The sequence below is a fragment of the Collimonas fungivorans genome (assembly GCF_001584145.1).
Classification (GTDB): Bacteria; Pseudomonadota; Gammaproteobacteria; order Burkholderiales; family Burkholderiaceae_D; genus Collimonas; species Collimonas fungivorans.
The window spans coordinates 2,300,052-2,325,081 of sequence record NZ_CP013232.1 but is presented as its reverse complement, the minus strand read 5'-3'; the positions used below and the strand labels follow the sequence as shown (position 1 = coordinate 2,325,081).

11 protein-coding genes are annotated in these 25,030 nt (G+C 59.5%); 3 read left to right on the top strand and 8 right to left on the bottom strand.

Annotated features, from left to right (window positions below; all coding sequences use genetic code 11):
• Positions 1 to 5: 5 nt before the first annotated feature.
• Positions 6 to 10,574: a hemagglutinin repeat-containing protein gene (locus CFter6_RS09970; protein WP_061539797.1), complete on the bottom strand. Its 10,569-nt coding sequence runs from the start codon at positions 10,572 to 10,574 to the stop codon at positions 6 to 8.
• 38 nt (positions 10,575 to 10,612) lie between these two features.
• Positions 10,613 to 12,340 carry a ShlB/FhaC/HecB family hemolysin secretion/activation protein gene (locus tag CFter6_RS09965; protein ID WP_236904597.1) on the bottom strand — a complete coding sequence of 576 codons (1,728 nt, stop codon included), beginning with the start codon at positions 12,338 to 12,340 and terminating at the stop codon, positions 10,613 to 10,615.
• A gap of 427 nt (positions 12,341 to 12,767) precedes the next feature.
• On the opposite strand from CFter6_RS09965, the gene CFter6_RS09960 reads away from it, so the two are divergent.
• A complete protein-coding gene (locus CFter6_RS09960) occupies positions 12,768 to 13,073 on the top strand; it encodes a hypothetical protein (protein WP_014005717.1) in 306 nt (101 codons plus the stop codon).
• Between the two features lie 234 nt (positions 13,074 to 13,307).
• Here CFter6_RS09960 and CFter6_RS09955 read toward each other — a convergent pair whose 3' ends face one another.
• Positions 13,308 to 14,492 carry a PQQ-dependent sugar dehydrogenase gene (locus tag CFter6_RS09955; RefSeq protein ID WP_236904595.1) on the bottom strand — a complete coding sequence of 395 codons (1,185 nt, stop codon included), beginning with the start codon at positions 14,490 to 14,492 and terminating at the stop codon, positions 13,308 to 13,310.
• Between the two features lie 508 nt (positions 14,493 to 15,000).
• On the opposite strand from CFter6_RS09955, the gene CFter6_RS09950 reads away from it, so the two are divergent.
• Positions 15,001 to 16,497 (top strand): chitin-binding protein, encoded by a 1,497-nt coding sequence (locus CFter6_RS09950; protein ID WP_236904594.1) that lies wholly within the window; start codon positions 15,001 to 15,003, stop codon positions 16,495 to 16,497.
• 66 nt (positions 16,498 to 16,563) lie between these two features.
• Here the strand turns inward: CFter6_RS09950 and CFter6_RS09945 are convergent, their stop codons facing one another.
• The 3 genes from CFter6_RS09945 to CFter6_RS09935 all read right to left on the bottom strand — a co-directional run bounded on the left by CFter6_RS09945 (position 16,564) and on the right by CFter6_RS09935 (position 19,438).
• Positions 16,564 to 17,424, bottom strand: coding sequence for a hypothetical protein (locus tag CFter6_RS09945; RefSeq protein ID WP_061542293.1), 861 nt, complete (start codon positions 17,422 to 17,424; stop codon positions 16,564 to 16,566).
• A gap of 45 nt (positions 17,425 to 17,469) precedes the next feature.
• The gene (locus CFter6_RS09940) at positions 17,470 to 19,080 is read right to left on the bottom strand and encodes a gamma-glutamyltransferase family protein (RefSeq protein WP_061539794.1); all 1,611 of its coding nucleotides are present in this window, start codon (positions 19,078 to 19,080) and stop codon (positions 17,470 to 17,472) included.
• 175 nt (positions 19,081 to 19,255) lie between these two features.
• Positions 19,256 to 19,438, bottom strand: a complete 183-nt coding sequence (locus CFter6_RS09935; RefSeq protein ID WP_014005712.1) for a CsbD family protein — start codon at positions 19,436 to 19,438, stop codon at positions 19,256 to 19,258.
• A gap of 538 nt (positions 19,439 to 19,976) precedes the next feature.
• On the opposite strand from CFter6_RS09935, the gene tkt reads away from it, so the two are divergent.
• Complete coding sequence (gene tkt, locus CFter6_RS09925) at positions 19,977 to 22,052, top strand: transketolase (protein WP_061539792.1); 2,076 nt, start codon at positions 19,977 to 19,979, stop codon at positions 22,050 to 22,052.
• Here tkt and CFter6_RS09920 read toward each other — a convergent pair.
• Positions 22,038 to 23,348: a glucoamylase family protein gene (locus CFter6_RS09920; RefSeq protein ID WP_061539791.1), complete on the bottom strand. Its 1,311-nt coding sequence runs from the start codon at positions 23,346 to 23,348 to the stop codon at positions 22,038 to 22,040. The genes tkt and CFter6_RS09920 overlap by 15 nt on opposite strands.
• Positions 23,345 to 25,018, bottom strand: coding sequence for a phosphoglucomutase (alpha-D-glucose-1,6-bisphosphate-dependent) (gene pgm, locus CFter6_RS09915; protein WP_061539790.1), 1,674 nt, complete (start codon positions 25,016 to 25,018; stop codon positions 23,345 to 23,347). The genes CFter6_RS09920 and pgm overlap by 4 nt, the downstream gene beginning before the upstream one ends.
• Positions 25,019 to 25,030 lie beyond the last annotated feature (12 nt).

Genomic DNA, 25,030 nt, shown 5'->3' with positions numbered 1-25,030 from the left:
TGCACTCAGGTACGCTGTCGTCGCAGAATCCCCAATGCGCTGGCAATTGAGTCACCGGTCATACAACCCGCAGCGGGGCAATTTGCCACCAGCGGGAAATAGGTCACACCATTCACGACCACTGACGCCCGATAAGTGCCACTTGGTGCCGGAGGCAATGACTGTGGATAGCTCGTCGACGTAACCGACGATGCAGCGACTGCGGCGTCACTCCAATAATACGGCGATTTGCTGCCGCCTGTCGCCGCTTGTACATACGCGATAACGCCAGGATCGATCGGCGCCAATGTTTCAACAAACATTTTTGATCCATCTGCCGCAGGCCGGAAATTCTGCGCGTCGTACAGCGCTCCAGGTTTGCTTACATCGGGTACGATATCCGCCTTATCAGCATAGACACTTGTGCCAGTGATACCTGCACGGCGTAATGCATTGTCTATCTGTTCTTGCGTATATTTTCCATTGCTGGCATCAGCCAGTTGCTTGCCGAGTGCCTGTTCCTTCGGATGCAATTGCCTGTTGTTTGCATCTACCATCAAGCCGGTATTTGCGCCAGCATTGGCACTTTGAACAGAGCCACCAGCCAGCGCACCCGATGCCGCGCCAACCAGCGTCGCACCGAGATTCATCATATCGTTATAATTCTTCTGTCCGGCAGGGTCTCTTGGATCGTTCACGTATCCCTGGCTAAGCAGGTAGTTGCTCAGGATAGGCGCCATCGCCTCAGCGCCCATTGCGGCCGCAATACCGCCAGCAGCACTAGTACCACCTATCTTCGCTTCGATCAGCCCAACAATTCCATGCAGGGCCATTTTTTCCGGGGAACCTTCAGCCAAATTGTTGGATTGCGCAATATCACCAACGACATTGGTCAGCACCGCACCAACGAGATTGGCGGCCCGCTGATTCTCTTGCTGCTTCTGTTGTTGTGCCTGCAGATCCTGCGCCTGCTGCAACGTCAACGTATTTACCAGCGATTGATTCGCCGTAGCTGCATCACGACTGGTCAAGGTTGTCGCATTCGCTTGGCTCTGTGCGTCGCCACTGCCCGTGATCGTGATTTTGGCCGGACTGATCACACTGTTGGTGCTACTGGTCTCGTCGCCACTCTTCGGCATGCCGGTGTTACCGCCGAGATTGCCCAGTACATTCGCAGTAAGGTTGCTGGCGACGGTACCGGTTGAAACGCTAACGCTGACGCTCTCCGAGTTGGTGTGTTGCGTGTTGGTCAGATCGCTATAAGTCAAGCTGGCCGTTTGCAGGCTGTTTTTGTCAGGCGTGGCCGTGCTGGTGATCGCAGCACCTTTCAGGTCGGTATTACCCTTGACGCTGATATCGAAGCCACCATTGCCGGCAGCAATGCCGCTTTGACCAACCGCACTCTGATAATTGTGATCAATCGTTTGCTTCGCGTAGCTGACACTGCCGTTGACCATCTGGCCGACGCAGATCGGAGGAACGCAGATGCTCAGACTGAAGCCACCGCTTTCCTGTTTGCTGTCGAAGTTACTGACGTTTTGCAGGGTCCAGATATTGAGATCGCCGCCTACATCGGCTGTCACCTTGTTTCCCGCCAGTTGCGCACCCTTCATGTTGAGATCGCCGCCGCTCTTGACGCTGAGCTGGTTCGTGGCGCTAATCTGGGTGTTGTCGTACGTGGTCTCAGTGCCGTTGGCGTGGCCCTTGGAAACTGATGCACCAATTTGGAAACTCAAACCAGTCTGCTGACCGTTAGAGCCAAGCGTAGCGCCAATACCGGCGCTGCTGCCGCTGTTGGAAGATTGCAGGTCCGCAGTGCTTTTGGCGGCGCTCAGATTGATGTTTTTGGCAGCGTCGAGACTAATGTCCTGCGCCTGCAGTTTGGCGCCTTCCATGCTGATATCGCCTTCCCGGCTGGTAATGGCGATAGTACTAGCTTGCGCAGTGGTGCCGCGTGCCTGGGTTGCGTTGTTCTTGCTATCCTGTCTGCTTTGGCTGGTGCCGAGATTCACACTAATACCGATGCCACCACCACTGCTACTCGGATTGGGATCCGTCGCTTCTGCGGAAGAAACGGTCGCAGACGCGCCGCTGGCGAGCTTATAGGCGTCGTAACCGGCCTTGAGAGCCAGTGCCCCCTTCAGACGGTCATTGCTGGTGTTCTGGCTTTCGGTGGCCATGTCGCCGATCTTGGTGAGCGCGCCGCCGATAGCGCCCGTTAGACTGCTGCCCAAGGTCACACTGTGGGTCTCGGCGTGGAATTGACTGCTGCTACTGTCCTGGATCGCCTGCAGGTCGACCGCATTACCGCCGATGCTCATTTGATTTTTGGCGAGCAATTCTGCTCCCTGGGTAGTCACGTTCCCCTGGCCAGTACCCTTGTATTGCTTATCCAATCCGGCCTGCATGCTCAGATTACCGCCATTGGCCGAGATCAAGCTGGTGCTTTGCGTAGCACTATTGCCGCTACCGTTCTGTTCCGCGCTGGTGTTGCTGTAATTCGTGAAGCGGAAATTGGCGCCGCCCATCACACCAATGCTGGTGCCGCTACTGTGACCATCGTTCTGCGAGGTTTGTGTATTAGCCGCAGCAAGAACGTTGACATCACGTCCGGCATTGATAGCGATGTTGTTGTCGGCAGTCACGGCGCTGGCAGTGATCGTGGTGTCACGTCCGCTGCTGGTATATACGTTGCCACCACTGATATCGCTACCGATCTGGTTGACGCTAGTGCCATTCTGATGCTGATCCTGGGCATTCTTGCCGACGCTGACGCCGGTCAGGAAACTGCCTGAGAAACCGGATTTCTTTTCTTCTGCGGAGAAGCTGTCCTTACTGGTCTGCTGGGCGCTGACGATATTCAGGTCACGCCCGGCATTCATGCTCAGATCATCCTTAGCAATCACCTGACTGCCTTGTACGTTGGTGTCGCGGCCCGACTGGATAGCTATACTCTTGCCGGTAAAACTGCTGCCTACGGCATCCGTTGTATCGCTATTCATCTGCGATCGGCTGCTTGACGACGACAGCATGCCATGCGACGTCGTGTAGATCGCCTGATCCACGCTGCTGGTTTGTTGCGCAGTACCGATATTGACATCACGCCCCGCAACGGCCGCCAGTTGCGCACCCGCATTAACGGTAGCCGCCGCCACATTCAAGTCCTGGCCTGCGATCAAGGCCAGGTTGCCGCCGGCATTGATCGCGCTGCCGTTGACCTGGGTCTTGTTCTCGTAGAGATGGTTATCGCTGTTGTAGGTGACGTTATAACTGCGTTGCGTGCTGACCGTCGTCAGGTTCAAATCACGTCCGGCCGACAATGCAGCATCGCCGGTAGTATTGACCGCCGCTGCGACCAGGTTGATGTCGCGGCCAGCCTGTACCGACAGTTGATCAGCGTTGACGCTGGCGACGCGGCTCAGGGCGATGTTCGTGCCCTGTGCGCCTGTCGCCGATACGGCATCGGTGCTCATCGTGACATCGCGGCCGGCCAATATGCCAACCCGGTGGCCGGAAATGCTGCCGCCATTGTTCAGGATGTCGTTCTGCGCCACGAGGATAACCGCGCCATCGGCACCGGTGCTGCGGATGTTACCGGTATTGGCAATATCCGTGGCCTGGACAATCATGTTGTTGGACGATTGAAGCGTACCGCCATTTTTGAGCGTGCCGTTGATGGTCAGGTCAATATCTTTACCGGAAATCAACGCGCCGGTCGGTGCGATATCGCCGGCGTCAGCGCGTGTCAGATAAACGACGGGCGCCAGCACCTGGGCATGGCTGCCGTCCGGCAAGGTCACGTCCTGTGACACCATCCAGACAATATCAGAGGTCAGCGAGGCCATCTGCTCCGCGGTCAAGGCAATGCCAGGGGTAAGCTGGAACTGCTTGGCCGTGGCGACCCCGGCCTCCATCAAGGATTTGTATTCCTCTTCGTTGCTGGCATAGTCGCCCAGGAAACGTTTGCCGGTCAGTTGTGCAACCTGATCGTTGACCAGCTTTTGCTCGTAGAAACCGTCGCCCAGACGTTTTTCGGTGCTCTGCGGACTGATGCCAAGCAGGCCCAGCATGTAGTCGCTGGAAAGGAAATTGCCGTAGTTGGTAAATGCGGGATCGGTAGCAACCAGGAAATGCTGGCCCGGGTTGGCCTGGATCGTGAACAGGCGGTTGTTCGGCAGTACCAGGTTAGGCAATGGATTGCGGGCGCTCCCGACAGTCTGGGTGTTGCCGCTGGTTTTTGTACCACCGCCGGCAGTGCCGCCTGCTGCGGCAACACCTTGATTGCTGCCGCCGACACCTGCACTGCCGCCTGCTGTACCGCCTGCCGCAGCAATACCTTGATTATTGCCGTCGGCACCTGCGCCGTTGCCAGCCGTGCCGCCTGCGGCGGTAACGCCGTAACCGCCAGGACCGGTGACGGTCTGGCTGCCCTGATTGGCTCCCAAGGCCAAGCCGCCAACGGTCGGCACGGCAATAGCCCCGACACCTTGCCCCAGAGCCGGGTTGGCGCCGCTATTCGGCGCAGTGTTCTGCTGTACGGTCCATACCTGCAATGCCAGCGGCGTCGAAGGCAACGCGACATCATAGGCGGCGCCGCCATTATCGTAGTTGTAATGGTTTTGATGAGGATGGCCGTCGACGTAGTGGTAGTAATTTTCATTGGCGGTCATGTGGCTGACCGTATCGGTTGTCCCTGTCGCGCCAATATTGTTGATATTGCCGGTCGTTCCAGACAAGGTGCCGCCTGCAATGATCGTGCTCTTGTCGTTGGTGATGTTGCCCGACAAGACCATGCCGCCGCCCGAACTGATCTTGCCCGGATCGCTGCTGGTGACCACGGTCTTCGAGACAGTCTGGGTATAGTCTTGTTTGTAGAATTTCTCAAAACGGTTATTGCCCGGCACCACCAGCACAATCCCACCGTCGCCGCTGTCGCTCCATGTCACTTGATCCGGCGTGTACCAAACGGTTGGCTCAACCCATGTCGCATATTGCGTGACGTGCGTGGTCTGGGTCGGATCGACCTGTTGCGTGGTCGCGAAGTGTGCATTGGTATTGTTCAATTGCACGGTCTGGAACACCAGATTGCCGCCGGCATCGATGATGGCAGAACTGTTAGTGATGCTGTCCGCTGTGCCGACGGCCTTATGGTTGGCGTCAAGCGTCCTTGCAAAAGTCATGTCGCCCAGGCTCTGGATGATGGCATGCTCGCGATTGACAACGTTGGCAGCGCCAACATTGATGCTATTGCGCGCAGCAATCGCTCCAGCCTGGCCGCTGCCGACATCAACGTCATTAGTCAACGATTGCGCCCCAAGGGCTATATCGTCGCCATAGATGCGGCCAGTGTTCGTGATGGCGTTGCTGGCCTGAATGGTGGTGGCGCTGCTATTGATGAGACCGGTAGACTGGTTATCCACATTGGCGGCATTCAATGTTAATCCGGCGACCGCCGCCAGCGTGCCGGTATTGATCAGATTGCCGGTAGTGTTCAGCGTCAGGTTGCGATTGGCCGTCAGGAGATTGCCCGCCGTATTGGCGTAGTCGCCCTGCAGATTGATCGTGGCATCCCGTCCCGCCACTACTTTGCCGTTGTTGGCGATGGTCGGCGCAGTGATCGACAAGTCGCGGCCGCTGGCCACCGTGCCTAAATTATTGTTGAAGCTGCTGGCCGCAATGCCGATGTCGCTGCCTGCACCGCTGGTGCTGCCGACGAGGCCGAAGGTATTATCGAGGCTGGCCACATTCAACATGGTATTTCCCGCCGCGCCGATCCTGCCGCCGACATTCGTCAGCACCGCGCCGCCTTGATTCAGTTGCACGTTTTGCCCGGCGTACAGATTGCCGGCATTGTTGTTGACCGTACCGCCGGTATTGAGCACCAGGTTGCCTCCGGCAATCACCTGCCCTTGCTGACTGTTGTCGAGATTGCCTGCATTGATATCGAGTTCGCCATTGCCACCGATTGTGCCCTGCCGATTGACCACCTGGCTGCCGCCGTTGATCTGGCTCAGGCCGTTCCCGGTATTGGCGATGCGTCCTGACGTATTGTCAATGCCACTACCGGAAACCGTGAATGTCGCCGAGCTGCCATTCGCCTCGATGCGACCATTCGCGTTGTTCAGTGCACCGGCAGCGCTTGCAGTGACACTGGCCGCGCCCTGGATCACACCATAATTATTTGTCAGCGCGCCGTTCGATTGCAGGACCAGATTGTTTTTACCGTAGACAGTACCGCCGCTATTGTCGAACGATCCCGCATTGAGGTTGACAGTACCGCTGCCGCCGATGAAACCGCCGACGCTATTGGCCACCGTATTACTGATCGCTTGGGCAGTGGTGATGTTCAGCGGCGCGGCGCCGATGCTCTGCACTGTGCCGCCGGCGTTATTCAAGCTTTGCGCATTGAGCGTGACAGCCTGCTGGGTTCCCTCGATCTTGCCCGAGGAGTTGTTGATCTGGCCGTGTGCGGCATTCAGATTCAGGCTGCTGCCACCGATATAGCCGCCAGCGCTGTTATCGACACCGCCCTGTGACGCCGTCACATTCAGCTGGTTTTGCGCAAATACGGAACCGCCCTGATTGGCGATGCTTGCAGCCGATACCGTCGTCTGTCCGTTGCCGCCGATGCTGCCGCCTGCATTCGACAAACTGCCTGCGCCGTTAGCCACGCTGATCGTCAGGGCGCCGCTGCCGGACAGCGCAATTGTGCCGCCAGTATTGTTCAGGGCTAGCGGCGTCAACGACAAATCAGCGCTATTGGTCTGCAACAGGCCGCCGTTGCTATTATCCAGGGTTCCGCCGACCGCAATGGTCGTGGCGGCAGTACCGTACTGAATGATCTGACCGTGTTGATTGACAAGATTGGTGCTGACGATGCTGATCTGATCGGCTGTGATCTTGCCGCTGCTGTTGTCCAGTTGCGGTACAGTCAGTGCGACCGCCGCGGCATCCACAACACCATTAGCATTTTTAAAGGAAGCTGCGCTGACCGTCACAGCAATGCCGGCGGCCAGTTTCCCGTTGCTGTTGTCGAAACTATTGGCCACCGTGGCCGTGACATTGCGTTTGCCGGTGATCTTGCCGCCATTAACTGCACTCGCGGCGGTCAACGCCAGATCGCCATTACCGGCAATCGTACCGGCGTTGGCATTGGTGAGCTGGCCATTGGCCGTGAGCGTTAAGCCGTCGGCGTTCAGGGACGTGATATTTCCCGCCGTATTATCGACATTGGCTCCTGCGACAGCTAATGCGCCGCCCGCTTGTATTGTTCCCAGCGCGTTGGCAATGTCGCCGGCGACGCGTATGTTTTCCAGCCCTTTTGCAGTGATGCTGCCAGCCTGGTTATTCAAACTGTTGGCGGTCAGACTCAGTTGACCATTTGTCCCGATGTTGCCGTTTTTGTTGGAAACCGCGCCTATGTTATTGATGGTCAGTGCTCCAACGCCGGAATGCGCAATTGTGCCGCCGTCGTTTACAAGCGCTTGTGACGTAATGTTCAGGTCGCTGCCATTGGTTTGCAGCAGACCGCCGCTGCTATTGTCCAGCGCGCCAGCGACAGCAATGTTTGTGGCACTGTTGCCGAACTGACTGATTTGACCGTGCTGATTGATCAGATTGGTGCTGTGGATCGCTAACTGGTCACCGGTGATCTTGCCGCTGCTGTTGTCCAGTTGTGGAATGGTCAAAGCAACGTTGGCAGCGTCGATAGTACCGTTTGCGTTTTTGGTGGAGATGGCGCTGGCAGTTAAATTCTTGCCGGCGGCCAGAAGGCCGTTGCTGTTATCGAAGCTGCTGGCAACTGCGCTGATCAAATTATTGCTGGCGGTTATCTTGCCACCGTTAACGACCGAACCTGCCGAGAGGTTCAAGTCCCCATTGCCGCCGATGATGCCGCTGGCCGCATTCGTCAGTTGTCCGCTTGCGGTCAGCGTGAGGCCATCGGCACTCAGCGAAGTCACGGTTCCCGCCGCATTGTCGACATTATTCCCGGCAACGGTCAATGCTTTCCCCGACTGGATAGTTCCTTGTGCGTTGCCAATATCGCCGGTCAGGCGGATATTGGCTTGCCCGGTCGAAGTGATATGACCTGCCTGATTATTCAGGCTGCCGGCAGCCAGGTTCAGCTGGCCGTTGGTGGCGATATTGCCGTTTTTGTTGGACAGTCCCCCTGCATCGCTGATAGCGAATGTCCCACTGCCGGCATGTGCGATCGTACCGCTGTCATTGACCAACGACTGTGTTGAAATATTCAGATCGCTGCCGTTGATTTGCAACAGACCGCCATTGCTGTTATCCAGCGCTCCGGCGACAGCAATGGTCATAAGGTCGCTGCCGAACTGGCTGATTTGACCGTGCTGGTTGGTCAGGTTGGCGCTACGGATGGTTAACTGATTGCTTGAGATTTTTCCGTTGCTGTTGTCCAGCTGCGGCACCGCCAACGTTACATTGGAAGCGTCGATAGTGCCATTTGCATTCTTGATGGCCGCAGCGCTGGCAGTCAGGTTCTTGCCGGCCGCCAGGAGACCGTTGCTATTGTCAACGCCGCCGGCAACCACGCTCGTCAAGTTATTGCTGGCCGTGATCTTGCCGCCGTTGAACACGGAACCTGCGGACAGATTCAGATCGCCATTGCCGCCAACGACGCCGTTGGCAGCATTCGTGAGCTGGCCGCTGGCCGTGAGCACCAAGCCATCGGCATTCAAGGACGAGATAGTGCCTGTCGTATTGTCGATATTGTTTCCTGCAACCGTCAATGCCCCGCCGGATTGCATCGTTCCCTGTGCGTTGCCAATATCGCCCGTCACATGGACGTTGGCCGTACCCGCCGAGCCAAGGCGACCCGCTTGATTATTCAGGCTGCCGGCCGTCAGGATTAATTGCCCGTTGCTTCCAATGACGCCTTGTGCGTTCGTCGTTGCTCCGCTCTGTATCGTTGCCGCGCCCGCCCCGGCATGATTGATTTGACCACCGTTATTGTTAAGGCTGGCAGATCGGATTGCCAGGTTCTGGCCGTTGGTGGTGATGATGCCGGTGCTGTTGTTGAGCGCGCCTGTGGTCGTGATGTCCGTATTTCCGGCTCCGGATTGCGTGATGTTCCCGCCGACGTTCGACAGCCCCGCCGAATTGCTGGTCAACTGCGACACATTGATTTGGCCTTGATCATTGCTCACCGCACCTGTGGCATTTAACGCAGCGCCTGCAGCCTGCAAGTTACCGCCGGTGTGATCAATATCGCCGCCGCGCGCAGTCAAGGCGACATTGCCGGCGGCGCTGGTTTGCGAATGCGCCAGGTTCAGGCTCGCGCCATTCATTGCGACATTTGCTCCAGCCAGGTTCTGGCCGGTTGCGCTGATGCCGCCAGCAGCGATCAGGTTCAGGCTGCCAGCCTGCGAGGCGTTGCCGTTCGCATCGACCCCCGCGCCCAGCACGCCCGTCGAATTGATGCTGCCCGAGAATAGCGTCAGGTCGCCTTGTGCGGCAACGGTACCGCTATTGGCAATTTGTCCGTTGGCGGAAAGCTGTACTACCTGCTGGCCATACACCGTGCCGGTATTGATCACGCTGTCCGCGCTGTGTATCGTCACACCGCCAGTGGCATTCGTTTTGCCATTCAGGGTGATTTTGCCTTGGCTGTCGATATTCACATCGCCGGCTTGCGCGGCCACATTGCCTAGACTGGCCACGCCGACACCCGCTTCGGTGCCGATCAGGCGAATCTTGTTGGCATACATGCCGCCCAGCTGGGCAATATCGATACTGACCGTCGGCTTGTTGTTGTCGCCCGCGATGAGCTGTACGCCCAAATCGCTGTAGTTGACCTGGTTGGTTCCGGTGACGACGTTCAGCTGATTGGCCCATAACTGGCCGTTCACGGAAACACTTCTCGAAATCAGGTCAAGCTGGTCGGTATTGGAGGCACCGAGTCCGCTGCTGCCGATCTGGATATCGCCGCCGGTGACGCGAAATCCACTCAGGCTGCCGTCGCTTCCCAGCACCGGCGTACCGGTCGTAAGGACGCCGCGCGAGGTGTTGATGAAGCCGCCCCCTGCCACGGAGATCCCGTTCGGATTGGCAACGATGACTTGTGCACGCTGTCCAGCCACTTCGATATAACCGTTAAGCTGGGAACGGCTCGTGCCTGTCACTTCGTTGAGGATGATCCTGGCGCTGCCATTGGTCAGGTTGGGATTGCCCTGAACGTATCCTGCCTGCTGCGTTTGACTGATCGTCGGCGAGTTATTGAGTACCGCGCCTTGGCTGCCGACCGAAAACTGGTTGTACTGATTGTGGCTCAGGCCCGAAGAATTTGGCGCCACGATATTCACCAGCGGCAAACCGTTCGCCGTGGTCCCGACAGCAGGACGATGGCCGCCGGCATTCGGATCGGCGACGATCTGCGCATTCACCGCCGTGACGCCGCCAAACAGGGCAGCAACGGCAACAGCTAAATGCACCAGGCGCATCAACGGCCAGCTTGCTATGCCGCCAGACTGGCTGCCACTCCCCTTTGTTTGGTTGGAAACGTTCTCAGCCACCACCACCAAGGCATGACGTTGTTTGCTAAAAATGACGCGGTAGGCTTGCGAGTTCATCGTTCTTCCAATTCCGGGAAATAGTTTTTATATGGCGATTAATATTGATACGAGAGACTGAAACCCACTGCCGGCGTCGCGGTATTGAAACCCTGCGGCTTGACCAATGCCCAGCTGGAAAACAGGTCGTAAGACAAGCCGAACAAACCGCCGCGCAAACCAACGGTAGCGCCGGCGAGTTTGTTGCCGAGGAGGTTTGCTACGCTGGGGCCGTACACCTGCCCATAGTCCAGGCCGAGATAAGCCGACTGGCCGCTGCTGGCGATCGGCAGGTTCAGCTCATTGCGCACATAAAAACCGCGCTCGCCTGCCAGGGTCAGTTCGCCATCGAAGCCACGCACGGTGTAGCGGTTGCCAAAGCTGAGCTGGTCCGCCAGATACAGCGGCGAACGGGTTGCCTGTCCACGGAACGTGCCGATATAGGTCAACGGTTGGCTGGCGATATGGAATGGCAGGCTCAGGGTGGCATCCACGGTCTGCAAGGTGTAATGCAGATTGTTGGTGCTCGAGTCTTCCTGCCCCAGCAGATTCTTGGCATAGGTCTGCCCGTTGAACCAATTGACGCCCCATTTATTGGCAAACGTGAAATCGAGTTGAGCGCTGCCAATGTAGTGCGTGTGCACCCAGGCCAGCTCGGCAAACGTGGTATTGCGTTCTTGTACCGCGATTTCTGTATCCTCGACGTAGGCGTGGTTCCAGCGCTTGCCTACCCTGAATTGCCAGCTGTTCTTTTGCGCCTGGTCCCGCTGGAACAGCTGAGTAACCTTCAGTTCCAGATTGCGTGACTTGCCGCTGGAAACGAAGGTCTGATTGGCTCCCGCGACCTCTTGATGATAATCATAGGTGCTGCCCGAAACCGCAAAATTCCAGTAACCGGCAGGGATGGCGTAATACACATTGTTTCCACTGGTGCCGCGCTGGCCAGCTTTGCGATCAGCGTCGGTACTGAGACCAATGTTGAACATGTCGTTCAAACCCAGAGGGTTATCCAAAGCGAAATTCAATCCCGCCTGCAATTTCCCTGTGCCTTTTGCACCACTGTCGTCAAGGGTCCCGGTAAATTTCCACGGCTTGCTGCGCTTCACCTCGATCACCACATCACTCTCGCCCGGTATTTCACCGGGAACGATCTGCATGTCGACATCCTGGCTGGGAATGCGCTTCATCTGCTCCAGCCCCTGCTCCAGGTCGCGCAGGTTGAGCAGCTCGCCGGGGCCGGTTGGGAATGCGCTGCGCCAGGTGCCGTAGAGGTTCGGGTCGGAAAAACGAATGGTGCGGATCACGCCAGGAACCAGCACCAGCTTCAAGACACCTCCCGCGATGTCTTGTCCGGGAATGCCGATGCGCGTGGTGCTGTAGCCGCGCGCCAGAATCTGGCTGGTCAGGCGCTTGACGATCAGGTTCAGGCCGCTTTTGCCAACGCAGGCCCCATCGTATTTTCGTAAGTAGTCCTGGGCAAAGCGGAAATGATCGAACGGCAAGTCGCTCGCGCCGGCAGCGCGGCTGGCAGCCGACAACTGGGGCGGGACTTCGAGGACAAACTGGTGGATTGCGAAGCAAGGAGTTTCGCTGGGCAGGCTCAAACCCTCGAGCGCTTCCGCGGCGGCCTTGTCTTCCAGGCTGACGTTAGGCGCTTGCAACAGCCGTTGGCGTTCCTGCAACTCGCCCTGACTGCGTCGCCGTTGTTCTTCGCTCGACGGTGTCTGCACACTTGGGTCACGGCGGCGCAGTTCTTCCAAGTCGGGCGGCTGGATTGTCTGAGCCAAGCTGCCGTGCATAGCGGTCGCCAGTACCAGACTTACTCCTGTTCCCCTTGCTAACGCCGATACTTTTCCACCACCTTGGTTGGATAAGGTGTACTTCCCCATTTTGTTGCCTTCTTTTTATTTTCCCTGAGGCACGATTTTACAAAACAGTGTTGTGTTTTCCTAAAGAAATTTTTCAAAAAGATGCAGAATTTTCAATCATTGACAAACTGTTGCTGAATAGCATCGAAACATTTCCACATGGATATATTTTCCCTAGGATCACTACAATTTTTCTCCGCTTGCGGACTCATGTTTCTTCGAATGAGCCAATCGCCATTGCGAGTTTTTCATCAAACCCGGCCCGCGCCTTGGTGATGAGCCCCACATACCCCCGTGCCCTAGCTCCAAGCGGCTCCACGGCACTCCGCCTATCAATTATCTGGCGGTGCGGCTGAAAGCCGGCGAGCGCTGGCGCTACCAGCCGCCGATGGGCCACACTGTGCTGTGGGCTGCCATTGCATCGGGCGCCGTGTCGGTTCCGGACGAGTTGCGGCATGGGGATTTCGCGGCTTTCGAAGCGTCGAACGAAGCGGTGGAATTCGAGGCGATCACCGATACCGAATTCGTTCTCGGTTCGGCGGCGCCGCATCGGCACGACCTGGTCCTTGGCCACTATTCGGTGCATACGACACCCGCTGCGCTACGCAACGGCGAAGCTTTTATTGAAGAAATCCGCGCTGGAAACGGCTAAAGCGACGGGGCTTTGCGCCCCGTCTTTTCGGGAAACAGGCTCCCAATGTCAAACGCCTGTCATATTCCTCCGCTAGACTCTCTCCCAGATTCACATGTGGCCATATCGATATGTGAGTAGATTCACTAATAGCTTTGTCACCATGCAGATAGCATGGGATGGCTAGAATCTCCTCACATATCGGTAATCCCAGCGCTTTAACCGAATCAACAAACACGCCGCCTTCAGCGCGGACTAGCGTGTATCTGGCGCCAGGCGCACCAACGCGCCGTTCCTGTCTTCGGTAATCACCACACTGCCGTCATCCAGCGTCGCCAATCCCACAGGCGCGCCCATCGGATGTTTGCCGGCCAGGAAATTCCAGCCCGACACCAGGTCCTTTGGTTCCCCCACCGGCTGATAATTCGCATCCAAAGCCAGGCTGACCAGCCTATGGCCGGCGGCGCGATAGCCGTGATAGCCGATGACCAGGCGTCCGGCCAATGCCGGCATGGTCTTGCCGCTGTAGATCAGCATGCCGAGCGGCGCCGCATGCGGCGGCAGCAGGCGGCCGGGAGCGGTCTTTTTACTGCAGTCGAATCCTGGATATTCAGGGCTGGTCCTGAGTTTGTCGAAACAATAGGGCCAGCCGTAATCGGCGCCGGCAACCAGCCAGCTCAGGGTGTCGTGCGGCAGTTCCGCATCAGACAGCTTGGCATCGGCGACGGTGATGTTGTCGCGCGAGTTGGTAGCGGCGATCACCGTTCCGTTCGGGCTGAGCGCCAGCGCCATGCTGTTGCGCAGGCCGCGCGCATGGACCGGTATAGTGCGCGCATCGAGCGCCGCGCCGTTCGCCGGCAGTTTGGCGTGCAATACGCTGGCGCGCGGCGGCGTCTCGCCAATCTCTGGGCAAGGAAAAACCGCCTTGCCGGGCTGGTCCGGCTTGATCTCGCAATTGTCGGTGGCTGAGCCGACATTGATGTACAGCGAACTGTCGGCGCCCAGCACCATCGCTGCCAGCGGATGGCGACCGGTGCCTGGCAGGTTGGTCACGACGTCCCGCATGCTGGCAGCGATATCCTTGGCGGCGGGATCGATGTGCACGATACGGCCCTGCATGCTGACCAGCAGCCGCTTGTCCGGCGTCGCGATAATCGCGTTGGGCATGTTGAGCTTGCTCAGCAATACTTCCGGCTTGCCGCCCTGCTTCAGGTTCAGGCGCAGCAGGCGGCCGCGGTTGCTGGCCCAGCCGCCCATGTCGAGCACATAGATATCCTGGCCGATGGCGGCCACGCCGCGCACAAAACCGAGGTGTTCGGCAACCAGCCCCATGCATATGCCCTTGGCGACCTTGAGATCGAGCCGCGGCAAGCCATCGCATGTGCCGGAGGTGAGATAAGTGCTTTGCGCGGAAGCAGTCCCGCATACGAGCAGGAACATCGTGCAAAACGCTTTGCGCAGAAAAGACGCTGGTCGCATAAATGTGGCTTTCAATAATTGGTCAGGTTACGGATACATATCAAAGATACTGCCATATTCCTGCGCCCATTATTGGTTTACCTGCCTGCCGCAAGGCCATGCTGAAAGATCATCGTTCCGGCTAAGACCACATGAGGTAATCGGAAAAAGTGGTATGGCCTCCGCGTGCCCCGCCATGATTCCGGATGAGCCGCGGACGTTCTCTTTTTATCGATATTAATCTGTTTTGCATTTTATTTCCACAAGGAAACAAATGACTGTGAAGACAAATCGCCGGCGCTTCAAAGCCGATGCGATTTTCAGGCTGGCGCCGCACAGATTCTGAAGTGGTATGGTGGCGCTGGCAGATTTTTTAAACCACTTGACGCTCATTTTTCATGGCAGCATCCTCAGTCCCAGCTTTGGGAGTGTGCGCAAGCTGGCAGTTGGCTCGCTCCTCTTACATCATCAATTGATCGAGGAGAGAGACATGAGAACAATCGTATCCAAGACCCTGCTGCTGGGCCTGGCCGGCGCCATGCTGACCGCATGCAGCGACGGCGGTTCGTCCGGCGCTGCCAGCGCAAGCCTGCAACAGGTTTCGGCCAAAGCCAGCGCCCCGGCTTGCGCCGCCGCCTGGGTTGCCAGCGCCATCTACACCGGCGGCAACAGCGCCAGCTACAGCAACGTTAACTACACCGCCAACTGGTGGACCCAGGGGAATAACCCGTCAACCGAGAGCGGCCCGATCGGCAGCGGCAAACCCTGGACTTCGGCCGGCGCCTGCGGCGACGCGGCGCCGCCGGTTACTCCGCCGCCTGTCACGCCGCCACCTCCAGGCGCTACCACCGGGACCATCAATTTCCATCTGCTGCTAGGCGCGGGATCGGCGCAGGACCAGTTGCTGCTGGACGGCGGCAACTACAACGACCTGATCATGTCGAACATCATTGCCGGGGTCATGTATGGGCACCTGCTGCAGCAATATTATCCCGGCATGCAGTTCCAGAAAGACTACCTGTACGGTTCGATCCTGGGCCAGCTGCTGCAGGAAAACATAGCCACCGGCTTGTACGTCAGCAGCGGCAGCCTGATCGACCCGTCGCCCGACCAGCAGGCGGTGATGGCCACCGGCCAGGGCGGTCCGTACCAGATCAACAATTACGCGGCCGACATGGTGTCCGGTTCCTACGCGCCGGCCGGCCATTCGCTGATCAACTACGTCGCGATCCAGAAAAACATCGGCTACACCATGGCCAACGCGGCCCAGCAGTACAGCAAGCCGACGCCGCCGTCGTTCAACAACAAGTACTACGGGCCGATGCTGACCGCCTACTTCCACTACAACGACTTTGTCGCCCTGATCGTCACCGGCAAAGGCACGGGTGGCTGGACCACGCCCTGGCAGCCGGATTACGACAAAGCGCTGGTCAATTTCACCAAGCTGCCGAACAACTTCCTGGATGTGCTGCTGAACGTTGCCTACAACCAGGGTTTCTACGGCACCCTGATGAGCAGCTACAGCAAGCTGGCGGCGACCGCCACCGCATCGACCGTAGCCAGCGTCAACGCCTACAGTTCGGTATGGGGCGCGACCGACACCTACAAGCAATATCCGTATCAGGTGCGCTACTACCTCGACCAGCTGTACGACAACCCGATCCCCACCACCAGCGCCACCACCTTCGTGACACCCGCCAATCATGTCGCCTTCAGTGTCCCGGCGCTGGCAACCGTGTTCTCCAACGTCTTCCAGACCCTGGCGTATGTGAACGGCTCGGGGCAATCGGCCTATATTTCTGCGGCGCAGGCGCAGGCTGCGTTCAACGGCGCACTGGCCACGGCCGGGGTCGCCGCCGGCGCTACCCTGGACTTGAGCAACGGCGCCAACCGCGCGCAGATCTTCAGTGTCCTGGAAAAAGCGATCGGCAACCTGGAGACCAACCTGAACACCAAGTTCAACGCTACCACCAGCGCCCAGCTGTAATCTTGACGGCGCCATGAGGAACGGGCTGGCAAGCGCCAGCCCGTCTGCACTTGCAAGCACGGAAACTCAGAGCGGCGGCGGATTTGGCCGCAAGTACTCTCCCCCGGTCAGCTGCATCCGCATGCCCGCCGGGCCGCCCACCGCGTGCGGCAAGGACGTGAGCAAGGAATTCGCAAAGTCTCCCTTGTATAACTTGGAACCCTGGTGGCTCAGGTTTGAGTTGGCGTCGATGTAAACCGATTCGCCCAGTCCGGACCAGAGCCGGCAAAAGCCGTAGTCCTCCGACAGGTAGCGGCGGCTGACCGGATCGACCATGACATCGAAGAAACGGTAGTGCAGCCCCTGGTCGGGAATCCCGATGGAATCGGACACGTAGTTCAGCTCGGGATAACTGGCGATCAGACGCTCGAACACGCTGCGCTTGATCACCATGAACCCGGTCGGCGCTTCTTCCATGCGCATGAAGCCGTCGGACTGTACTTCCAGGTTGATCTGGTTGCTGTCGCCGGCGGCTTTTGCGTTCACCGTATACCGGGTGTATCCCGCCTCGAATTGCAGCTGGGTGGTGCCCTCCGGCAGGCCTTGCTGCGGCCAGTTTTCACGCTTGAGCGGATATACGCCGGCGGCGATGTCGTAGCCGGAACGCAGCAGGCGGAATGCGGCTTCAGCGGAAAATCCGATGTCGGCGTCGATCCAGAATAGATGGGTCCATTGCGGGGAAGCGAGAAAATCGGCGACGCAATTGTTGCGCGCCCGCGTCACCAGGCTTTCCCCTTGGTGCATGACTACCTGTATGGGCATGCCGGCGCGTTCGGCGTGAATAGTAAAATTCAATAAGGACATCACGTAGTTCTGGAAATATTTCCCGTCATGGCTAGGCGTCATGATTACCGGGAAAATATTCTTGAGGTCAACCGGTTCAGACATTTTCATTTCCCTTGTCGATTCACTTTTTAATGATTTTGCTGCTGTTTACCAGGCCGCCACGCAACCGTCGGTGCGCGGCTCGGTGCCGCCGCACAGCACGCCGTGGCGGTCGCGCCAGATGATCTGGCCGCGGCCGAAGCCGAGCTGGCTGGCCGACCACGAAGCTTCGTGTCCCAGCCCGCGCAAGCCGCGGAACAGGTGCTCGGCGTTGGTATGTTCGATGCTGACGTGATTGCCGCTTTCCCATTCCCAGCGCGGAGCGTCGAGCGAGGATTGCGGATTGAGCGCGAAATCCACCGTATTCATGACCATCTGCACATGTCCCTGCGGCTGCATGAATGCCCCCATCACGCCGAACGGGCCAACCGCCTTGCCGTCCTTGCTCAGGAACCCGGGAATGATGGTGTGGTAAGGCCGCTTGCCCGGCGCCAGGCAATTCGGATGGGCGGCGTCGAGCGTGAAATTGTTGCCGCGGTTATGCAAGGCGATGCCGGTCCCCGGCACCACCAGCCCGGAGCCAAAACCCATGTAGTTGCTCTGGATGAAGGACACCATATTGCCCTCATCGTCGGCGGTGCTCAGGTACACGGTGCCGCCGCGCGCCGGCTGGCCGGGCAGCGGCAACATCGCGCGCGGGCCGATCAGCTTGCGCCGTTCGTCGGCATAGGCCTCCGACAGCAAATCTTCCACCGCGACCCGCATATGGCCGTTGTCGGCGATGTGGGCCAGGCCGTCGGCATAAGCCAGCTTGATGGCTTCGATCTGGCGGTGATAGGTCAGCAAGGTATCGCGTTCGGTAAAGTCGAAGCCTTTCAGGATGTTCAGGGCCAGCAAGGCCACCAGGCCGTGGCCGTTCGGCGGGATTTCCCATACCTGGTAGCCGCGGTAATTGCTGCTGATCGGCGCCACCCACTGCGGCTGATACGCCGCCAGGTCAGCGCTGTCCAGATAGCCGCCGGCGGCTTGCACACAAGCGGCGGTCTTTTCCGCCAGGGCGCCGCGATAGAAACTGGCGCCGTTGTCGGCGGCGATCGCGCCCAGCGTATCGGCATGGCCTGGCGCGCGCCAGATTTCACCTGCGCGCGGCGTCCGGCCGTCGGCGCTGAAGGTGTCGAACCAGGATTGGAAATGGCTGCCCTTCAGCTCATCCCGAAATAGTTTGTAGGCCTGTTGCCAGGCAAACGCCACCATCGGCGATACCGGGTAACCCTCTTGCGCCAGCGCGATGGCGCCGGCCATGGAACGCTGCAGCGGCAGCTTGCCGAAGCGCTCGGCCATGCTGACCCATGCTCCCGGCGCGCCCGGCACGGTGACCGGCAGGCCGCCGTATTTGGGCATGGTGCGGTGGCCGGCGGCGTGCAATTTGTCGATCGTGATCGCCTGCGGCGCGGCGCCGCTGGCGTTCAAGCCGTGCAACTCGTCCTTGTGCCAGATCAGCGCAAAGGCGTCGCCGCCTATGCCGTTGGCGGTCGGCTCGACTACGGTCAGCGCGGCGGCGGTGGCGATTGCGGCGTCGATGGCGTTGCCGCCGGCCTGCAGCACCGCCAGCCCGGCTTGTGCTGCGAGCGGCTGCGAAGTGGCGACCATGCCGCGCCTGGCGTAGACCGCGCTGCGGCGGGAAGCGTAAGGATAATGATTGGGGTCGAAGGTGAACATATGCTCTCTTATCGATAATGACGGCAGGTCCATGGCGCCCGCTGCAAGCATATCCCAAGAATAAACGGCCTGCCGGTTCCAGGCAACCGGCAATAAAAAAAGCCGCGGCGAGCGGCTTGTTGCAATGTTTGGCGAACCTGCACCCGCCGGCTGGCGGGCGCAGGTTTGGCAGCGGCTACTTACGAGCAATATCCTTGGCGACTTCCTTGGCGTCGCCCAGCGATTTCTCGATTTTCCCTTCGACCTGCTTTTGCAGGCCCTTGGCTTGCTGTTCTTTATTGCCCGCCAGTTTGCCTGCTCCTTCCTGGATTTTCCCGGCAATATCCTTGCTGGCGCCTTTGACCTGGTCCTTGTTCATGTTTAATTCTCCATTTGGTTGAGAGACCTGCTAGACCTGCCGCGTTTTCCCGCTAGAGAATCCACGGCAGCACGAAAAAATGAAAAAGCTGTTGCCGAGTCCGGATCAATGCACAAGCAGATAGATCACCACCAACACCACTGCCGGCACGCCAAGAAGCCAGGCCAATAAATATTTACCCATGACAGCTCTCCTTATGAATTATCTGGGGCAACCCGATATCCGTTGCCATGGCAGAATCTTAATCAGGGCCCGCTCGGCTCGCTATCAGCGGATTACCGATATCAGCGTAGGACACAAGGAAGAGCCGGCGCCGACGGTCCGGACCGAGAGTAGCCGCAAACATGGATTTTCTATGTTAGTCAGCGCACAGATAAACGCCTGGCGCAGGACTACAGTGGTCCAGACTTCCCTGCCCGACTTTTCCGCTGCCAGCAGTTACATTAAACCGGTGAAGAGCGCCGCAAAGAGTGTTACCTTTGTTTGAGCGCCCTCCCCCTGCATTGCATCATCCCCACTGAATTCAAGGAGTTGCCGAATGAGCTCAACGCTTCCCGCTTCCGCCCTCGACGATTTGTGCATCAATACGCTGCGCTTCCTGTCGGTCGACGCCGTACAGCAAGCCAACAGCGGCCATCCTGGATTGCCGCTGGGCGCGGCGCCGATGGCCTATGTATTGTGGACACAGTTCCTCAAGCACCACCCCGCCGATCCGCACTGGTTCGACCGCGACCGTTTCGTCCTGTCGGCAGGCCACGGTTCGGCCTTGCTGTACAGCCTGCTGCATCTCAGCGGCTACGACCTGCCGCTGGAGCAGATCAAGCAGTTCCGCCAATGGGGCAGCCATACGCCTGGCCATCCGGAGCGCGGCCTGACGCCAGGCGTGGAAGTCACTACCGGGCCGTTGGGCCAGGGGTTTGCCAACGGCGTCGGCATGGCGATGGCGGAAGCCAGCCTGGCTGCGCGCTATAACCGCGGCGACCTCGACGTCATCAATCACTTCACCTACGGCATAGTGAGCGACGGCGACCTGATGGAAGGCATCGCCTCGGAAGCCGCATCACTGGCCGGCCACCTGCAGCTGGGCAAACTGATTTACCTGTACGACGACAACCGGGTGACGCTGTCCGCCGGCACAGACATCAGCTTCAGCGAAGACCGCGCGCAGCGCTTCGACGCCTACGGCTGGCACACGCAAACGGTAGAAGACGGCAACAACGTGGCGGCGATAGCGCGGGCGCTGGATGCGGCCCGCGGCGAAACCGGCAGGCCCTCGCTGATCCTGGTGCGCACTCACCTGGGTTTCGGTTCGCCCAACAAGCAAGACAGTTTCGAAGCCCACGGCTCGCCGCTCGGCGTAGAAGAACTGCGCCTGACCAAGCAGAAGCTGGGCTGGCCGGAGCAGCCCTCCTTCTATATTCCCGAAGCGGCCGCCGCGCATTTTCTTGAAGGCGGCCAACTGGGGCAAAAAGCCGAAGCGGCCTGGCAGGAGAAATTTTCCACCTACCAGCAGCAGTTTCCGCAGCTCGCGCTGGAACTGCAGCAGCTCATGGAAGGCGGCAAGGCAGGCCTGCCGCCAGGCTGGGACGCCGACATCCCGCAGTTCCCGGCGGACGCCAAGGGCATGGCGACACGGGTGGCGTCAGGCAAGGTCATGAATGCCATCGCCGCGCATCTGCCGGCGCTGATCGGCGGCTCGGCAGACCTTGACCCATCGACTTACAGCGCCTTGAAGGGTTTCGGAGATTTCGAGCCGGGCGGCATCATTGCCGGCGACCGCCAGGGTTCCGATGGCGGCGGCTGGAGTTACAGCGGCCGCAACCTGCACTTCGGCGTGCGCGAACATGCGATGGGCGCGATCATCAACGGCATGGCGGCGCACGGCGGCGCCTTGCCGTTCGGCGCCACCTTCCTGGTGTTTTCCGACTACATGCGGCCCTCTATCCGCCTTGCCGCCCTGATGGGCTTGCAGGTGGTGTACGTGTTTACCCATGACAGCATCGCCCTCGGCGAAGACGGCGGCACACACCAGCCGGTGGAGCAGCTGGCCAGCCTGCGCGCACTGCCTAACCTGATCGTGCTGCGCCCCGCCGACGCCAACGAAACGGCGGCGGCCTGGCGGGTGGCGGTGCAATCGTTTGAACGGCCGGTGGCGCTGGTGCTGACCCGGCAAAACGTTCCCACCCTGGACCGCACACGCTTTGCCGCAGCAGAAGAATTGCAGCGCGGCGCTTACATCCTGGCTGACGCCGCCAATGGCAAACCGGACCTGATCCTGATCGCCAGCGGCTCGGAAGTGGCGCTGATCGTGGCCGCCGGCCAGCATCTGGCGGAACAGGACATCCAGGTGCGGATTGTTTCGATGCCGAGCTGGGAACTGTTCGAGCAGCAGCCCCAGGCTTACCGCGACACGGTGCTGCCGCCCGCCGTCGGCGCCAGGCTGGCGGTGGAAGCCGGCGTGGCGCAGGGCTGGCATCGTTATGTCGGCGCCCATGGCGACGTGCTGGCCGTGGACCGTTTCGGCGCCTCGGCATCGGGTGAGCTGGTGATGCACGAATACGGTTTTACCGTCGCCAACGTCTGCCAGCGGGCGCTAGCCTTATTGCGCACCTAGCCAGCCGCCGCTGAATCCGGCGCGCCGCAATCCGTTCGCGATATAAGGGCAATTGCGCATCAAGCTCCACAGCATTTCGCTGCGGTAGTTTTCTATCATCAAGATGATCGGCCCCTGGTCGATGCCGAAATGCCAGGGCGAAATCCAGCCGTAGGGGTTCGCGCTGTTACACGGATAGCTGGGGTTGAAGGTGGCCTTGAAACCATAGGGATTGCCGGTTTTCAGGCCGACCTGGTGTACAAAATAATCGATAGTCGGCAGCACGATTTCGGGTGCAAACGGCAGCGAGGCCACCACCACCCACGGTGCAATCGTGCCGTCGTCCGGGCCATGCGGCACGCCGCGCGCCACATAGTCGTAGAACTCGCGCTTGACGCCCTTGATCTCCAGCACCGAAGGCCCGGGGCCGTCGCTGGCGGTGATGCCCCAGCAATATTCACCGTAACCGGAAAAGCCGCCCGGATTGGCTATCGCATATTGCTGCTGCACCAGGGTGGCGCGGCGGCTGTTCTCGAAATAATCGATGCCTTTGGTGCGCATGGCGCCGTCCTGGATGCCGCGGAAATCCACCCATATATGCGACAGCTGATGCGTGAACAAGGAGCCAGCGTAGAAATAATCTATGCCATAGCTTTGCTGCCACTGGTAGGCGAAGGCCCAGTCGCAATAGCTGTCGGGAGGCAGCGGATGCGACGGCGAACCCAGGCCGAGGATATAAAGCAGCAGCGCTTCGTCGTAGCCGTCCCAGCGATTCGGCAAGAAGCCGGATTCCGGCTTCCATCCCATCGATACCGCACCGCCGCCGTCTTGCGCCCACTGCCAGTCGACGCGCAGATACAAGGCGTCGGCCAGGCGCCGGATCTCGCTTTCCTCGGCGTTGGCGGGGTCGTCGAAATAGCAGCCGGCAGCCAGCGCGCCGGCCAGGAAAAAAGTGGTGTCGATCGTAGACAGTTCGCATTGCCAGGCGCGGCGGCCTGTTTGCATATGCAGGAAGTGATAAAAAAAACCTTTGTAGCCGGTCGCATCCGGTTCCGGCCCCTGCGGACTGCTCCAGAAGAAGCGCAGGGTCAGCAGCACCCGCTTGCGCGCCGCCGCCCGGCCGATAAAACCGCGCTCGACCGCCACCGGATAAGCCGCCAGCGCCAGCCCGACAGCGGCAATGCTGGCGGGCCAGTCGGTCGCGGTCTTGTCGACCACCAACCCGTTTTCCAGGTTGGTTTCGTGCATGAAATAACTGAAGGATTCGCGCTGCAGCATGTCCAGTTCGGCTGCCGTTGTCAGCGCTTTCCGCTTCATGTGCCGGTTGCTGGCAACGCTTGCGGATTGCCTGCCAGGGTTGCATCGACGATCGCCTGCGCCTCCTGCACGATGCGCTGCAAGTGTTCTTCGCCGTGGAAACTCTCGGCGTAGATCTTGTAGATATCTTCCGTGCCCGACGGCCGCGCCGCGAACCAGCCGCCTTCGGTGACCACCTTCAATCCACCTATCGCAGCCTGGTTGCCCGGCGCCTTGCTGAGGATGTGCTGGATTTTCTCGCCGGCCAGTTCTGCGCATTGCACCTGCTGCGGCGACAGTGCCGACAACATCTTCTTCTGCGCCGGCGTAGCCTTGGCTTCGACCCTGGTGCTGACCGGATCGCCCAGTTCGGAGGCCAGCTTGCGATAGACTTCGCCCGGATCCTTGCCGCTGCGCGCGGTGATTTCCGCGGCCAGCAAGGCCGGCGCCAGGCCATCCTTGTCGGTGGTCCAGGCCGAGCCGTCCAGCCGCAGGAAAGTGGCGCCGGCGCTCTCTTCGCCGCCAAAACCGAGCGAACCGTCATTCAGGCCGGCGGCGAACCATTTGAAGCCGGCCGGCACTTCATACAGCTCGCGACCGAGCCTGGCGCTAACCCGGTCTATGAGCTGGCTGCTGACGATGGTCTTGCCTACCCGCGGCGCCTTCGACCAGAGCGGACGATGCTGGAACAGATAGTCGATCGCAACGGCGAGATAGTGGTTGGCCGGCAGCAGGCCGGCGCTCTTGGTGACGATACCGTGGCGGTCGTGGTCGGTATCGCAGGCGCAGGCGATGTCGTAACGATCCTTCATTCCCAGCAGCCGCTGCATCGCATAAGACGACGACGGATCCATGCGGATGCGGCCATCCCAGTCCACGGTCATGAAACGGAAGGTCGGATCGACTTCGTCGCTGACCACGCTCAGGTTCAGCTTGTAGCACTCGCCTATCCGTTGCCAGTAATGCACTCCGGCGCCGCCCAGCGGATCGACGCCGAGATGGATGCCGGCGCTGCGGATCGCTTCCATGTCGATCACCTGGTCGAGTTCGTTGACGTAGGTGTTTAGATAGTCGTAGCGATGGGTGGTTGGCAGCTGCAGCGCCTTTGCCACCGGCATTCTTTTGATGCCGCCGTTGCCGCCTTGCAGCAATTCATTGGCGGCCGCCTCGATCCAGCCGGTGACGTCGGTATCGGCCGCGCCGCCGTTGGGCGGGTTGTACTTGAAGCCGCCGTCCTGCGGCGGATTGTGCGAAGGCGTGACCACGATGCCATCGGCAAAGCCGCTGCTGCGGCCCTTGTTGTAACGCAGGATGGCGTGCGACACCGCCGGCGTCGGCGTGTATTCGTCGTTCTCCGCCAGCATCACTTCAACGCCGTTGGCGGCCAGCACCTCGAGCGCGCTGGCGCCGGCCGGAACCGACAAGGCATGGGTATCGATGCCGAGGAACAGCGGGCCGGTGATGCCCTGCTTGCTGCGATAGGCGCAAATGGCCTGGGTGATGGCCAGCACATGGGCTTCGTTGAAGCTGTTGTCAAAAGCCGATCCGCGATGCCCCGACGTGCCGAATGCTACGCGCTGTTCTGGAACGCCGGGGTCGGGAATGTTGGTGTAGTAGGCGGTGACCAGTTTCGGCACATCCACCAACAACGACAATGGGGCCGGTTTGCCGGCCAGGGGACTTATTTTCATGTTGCTTTTCCT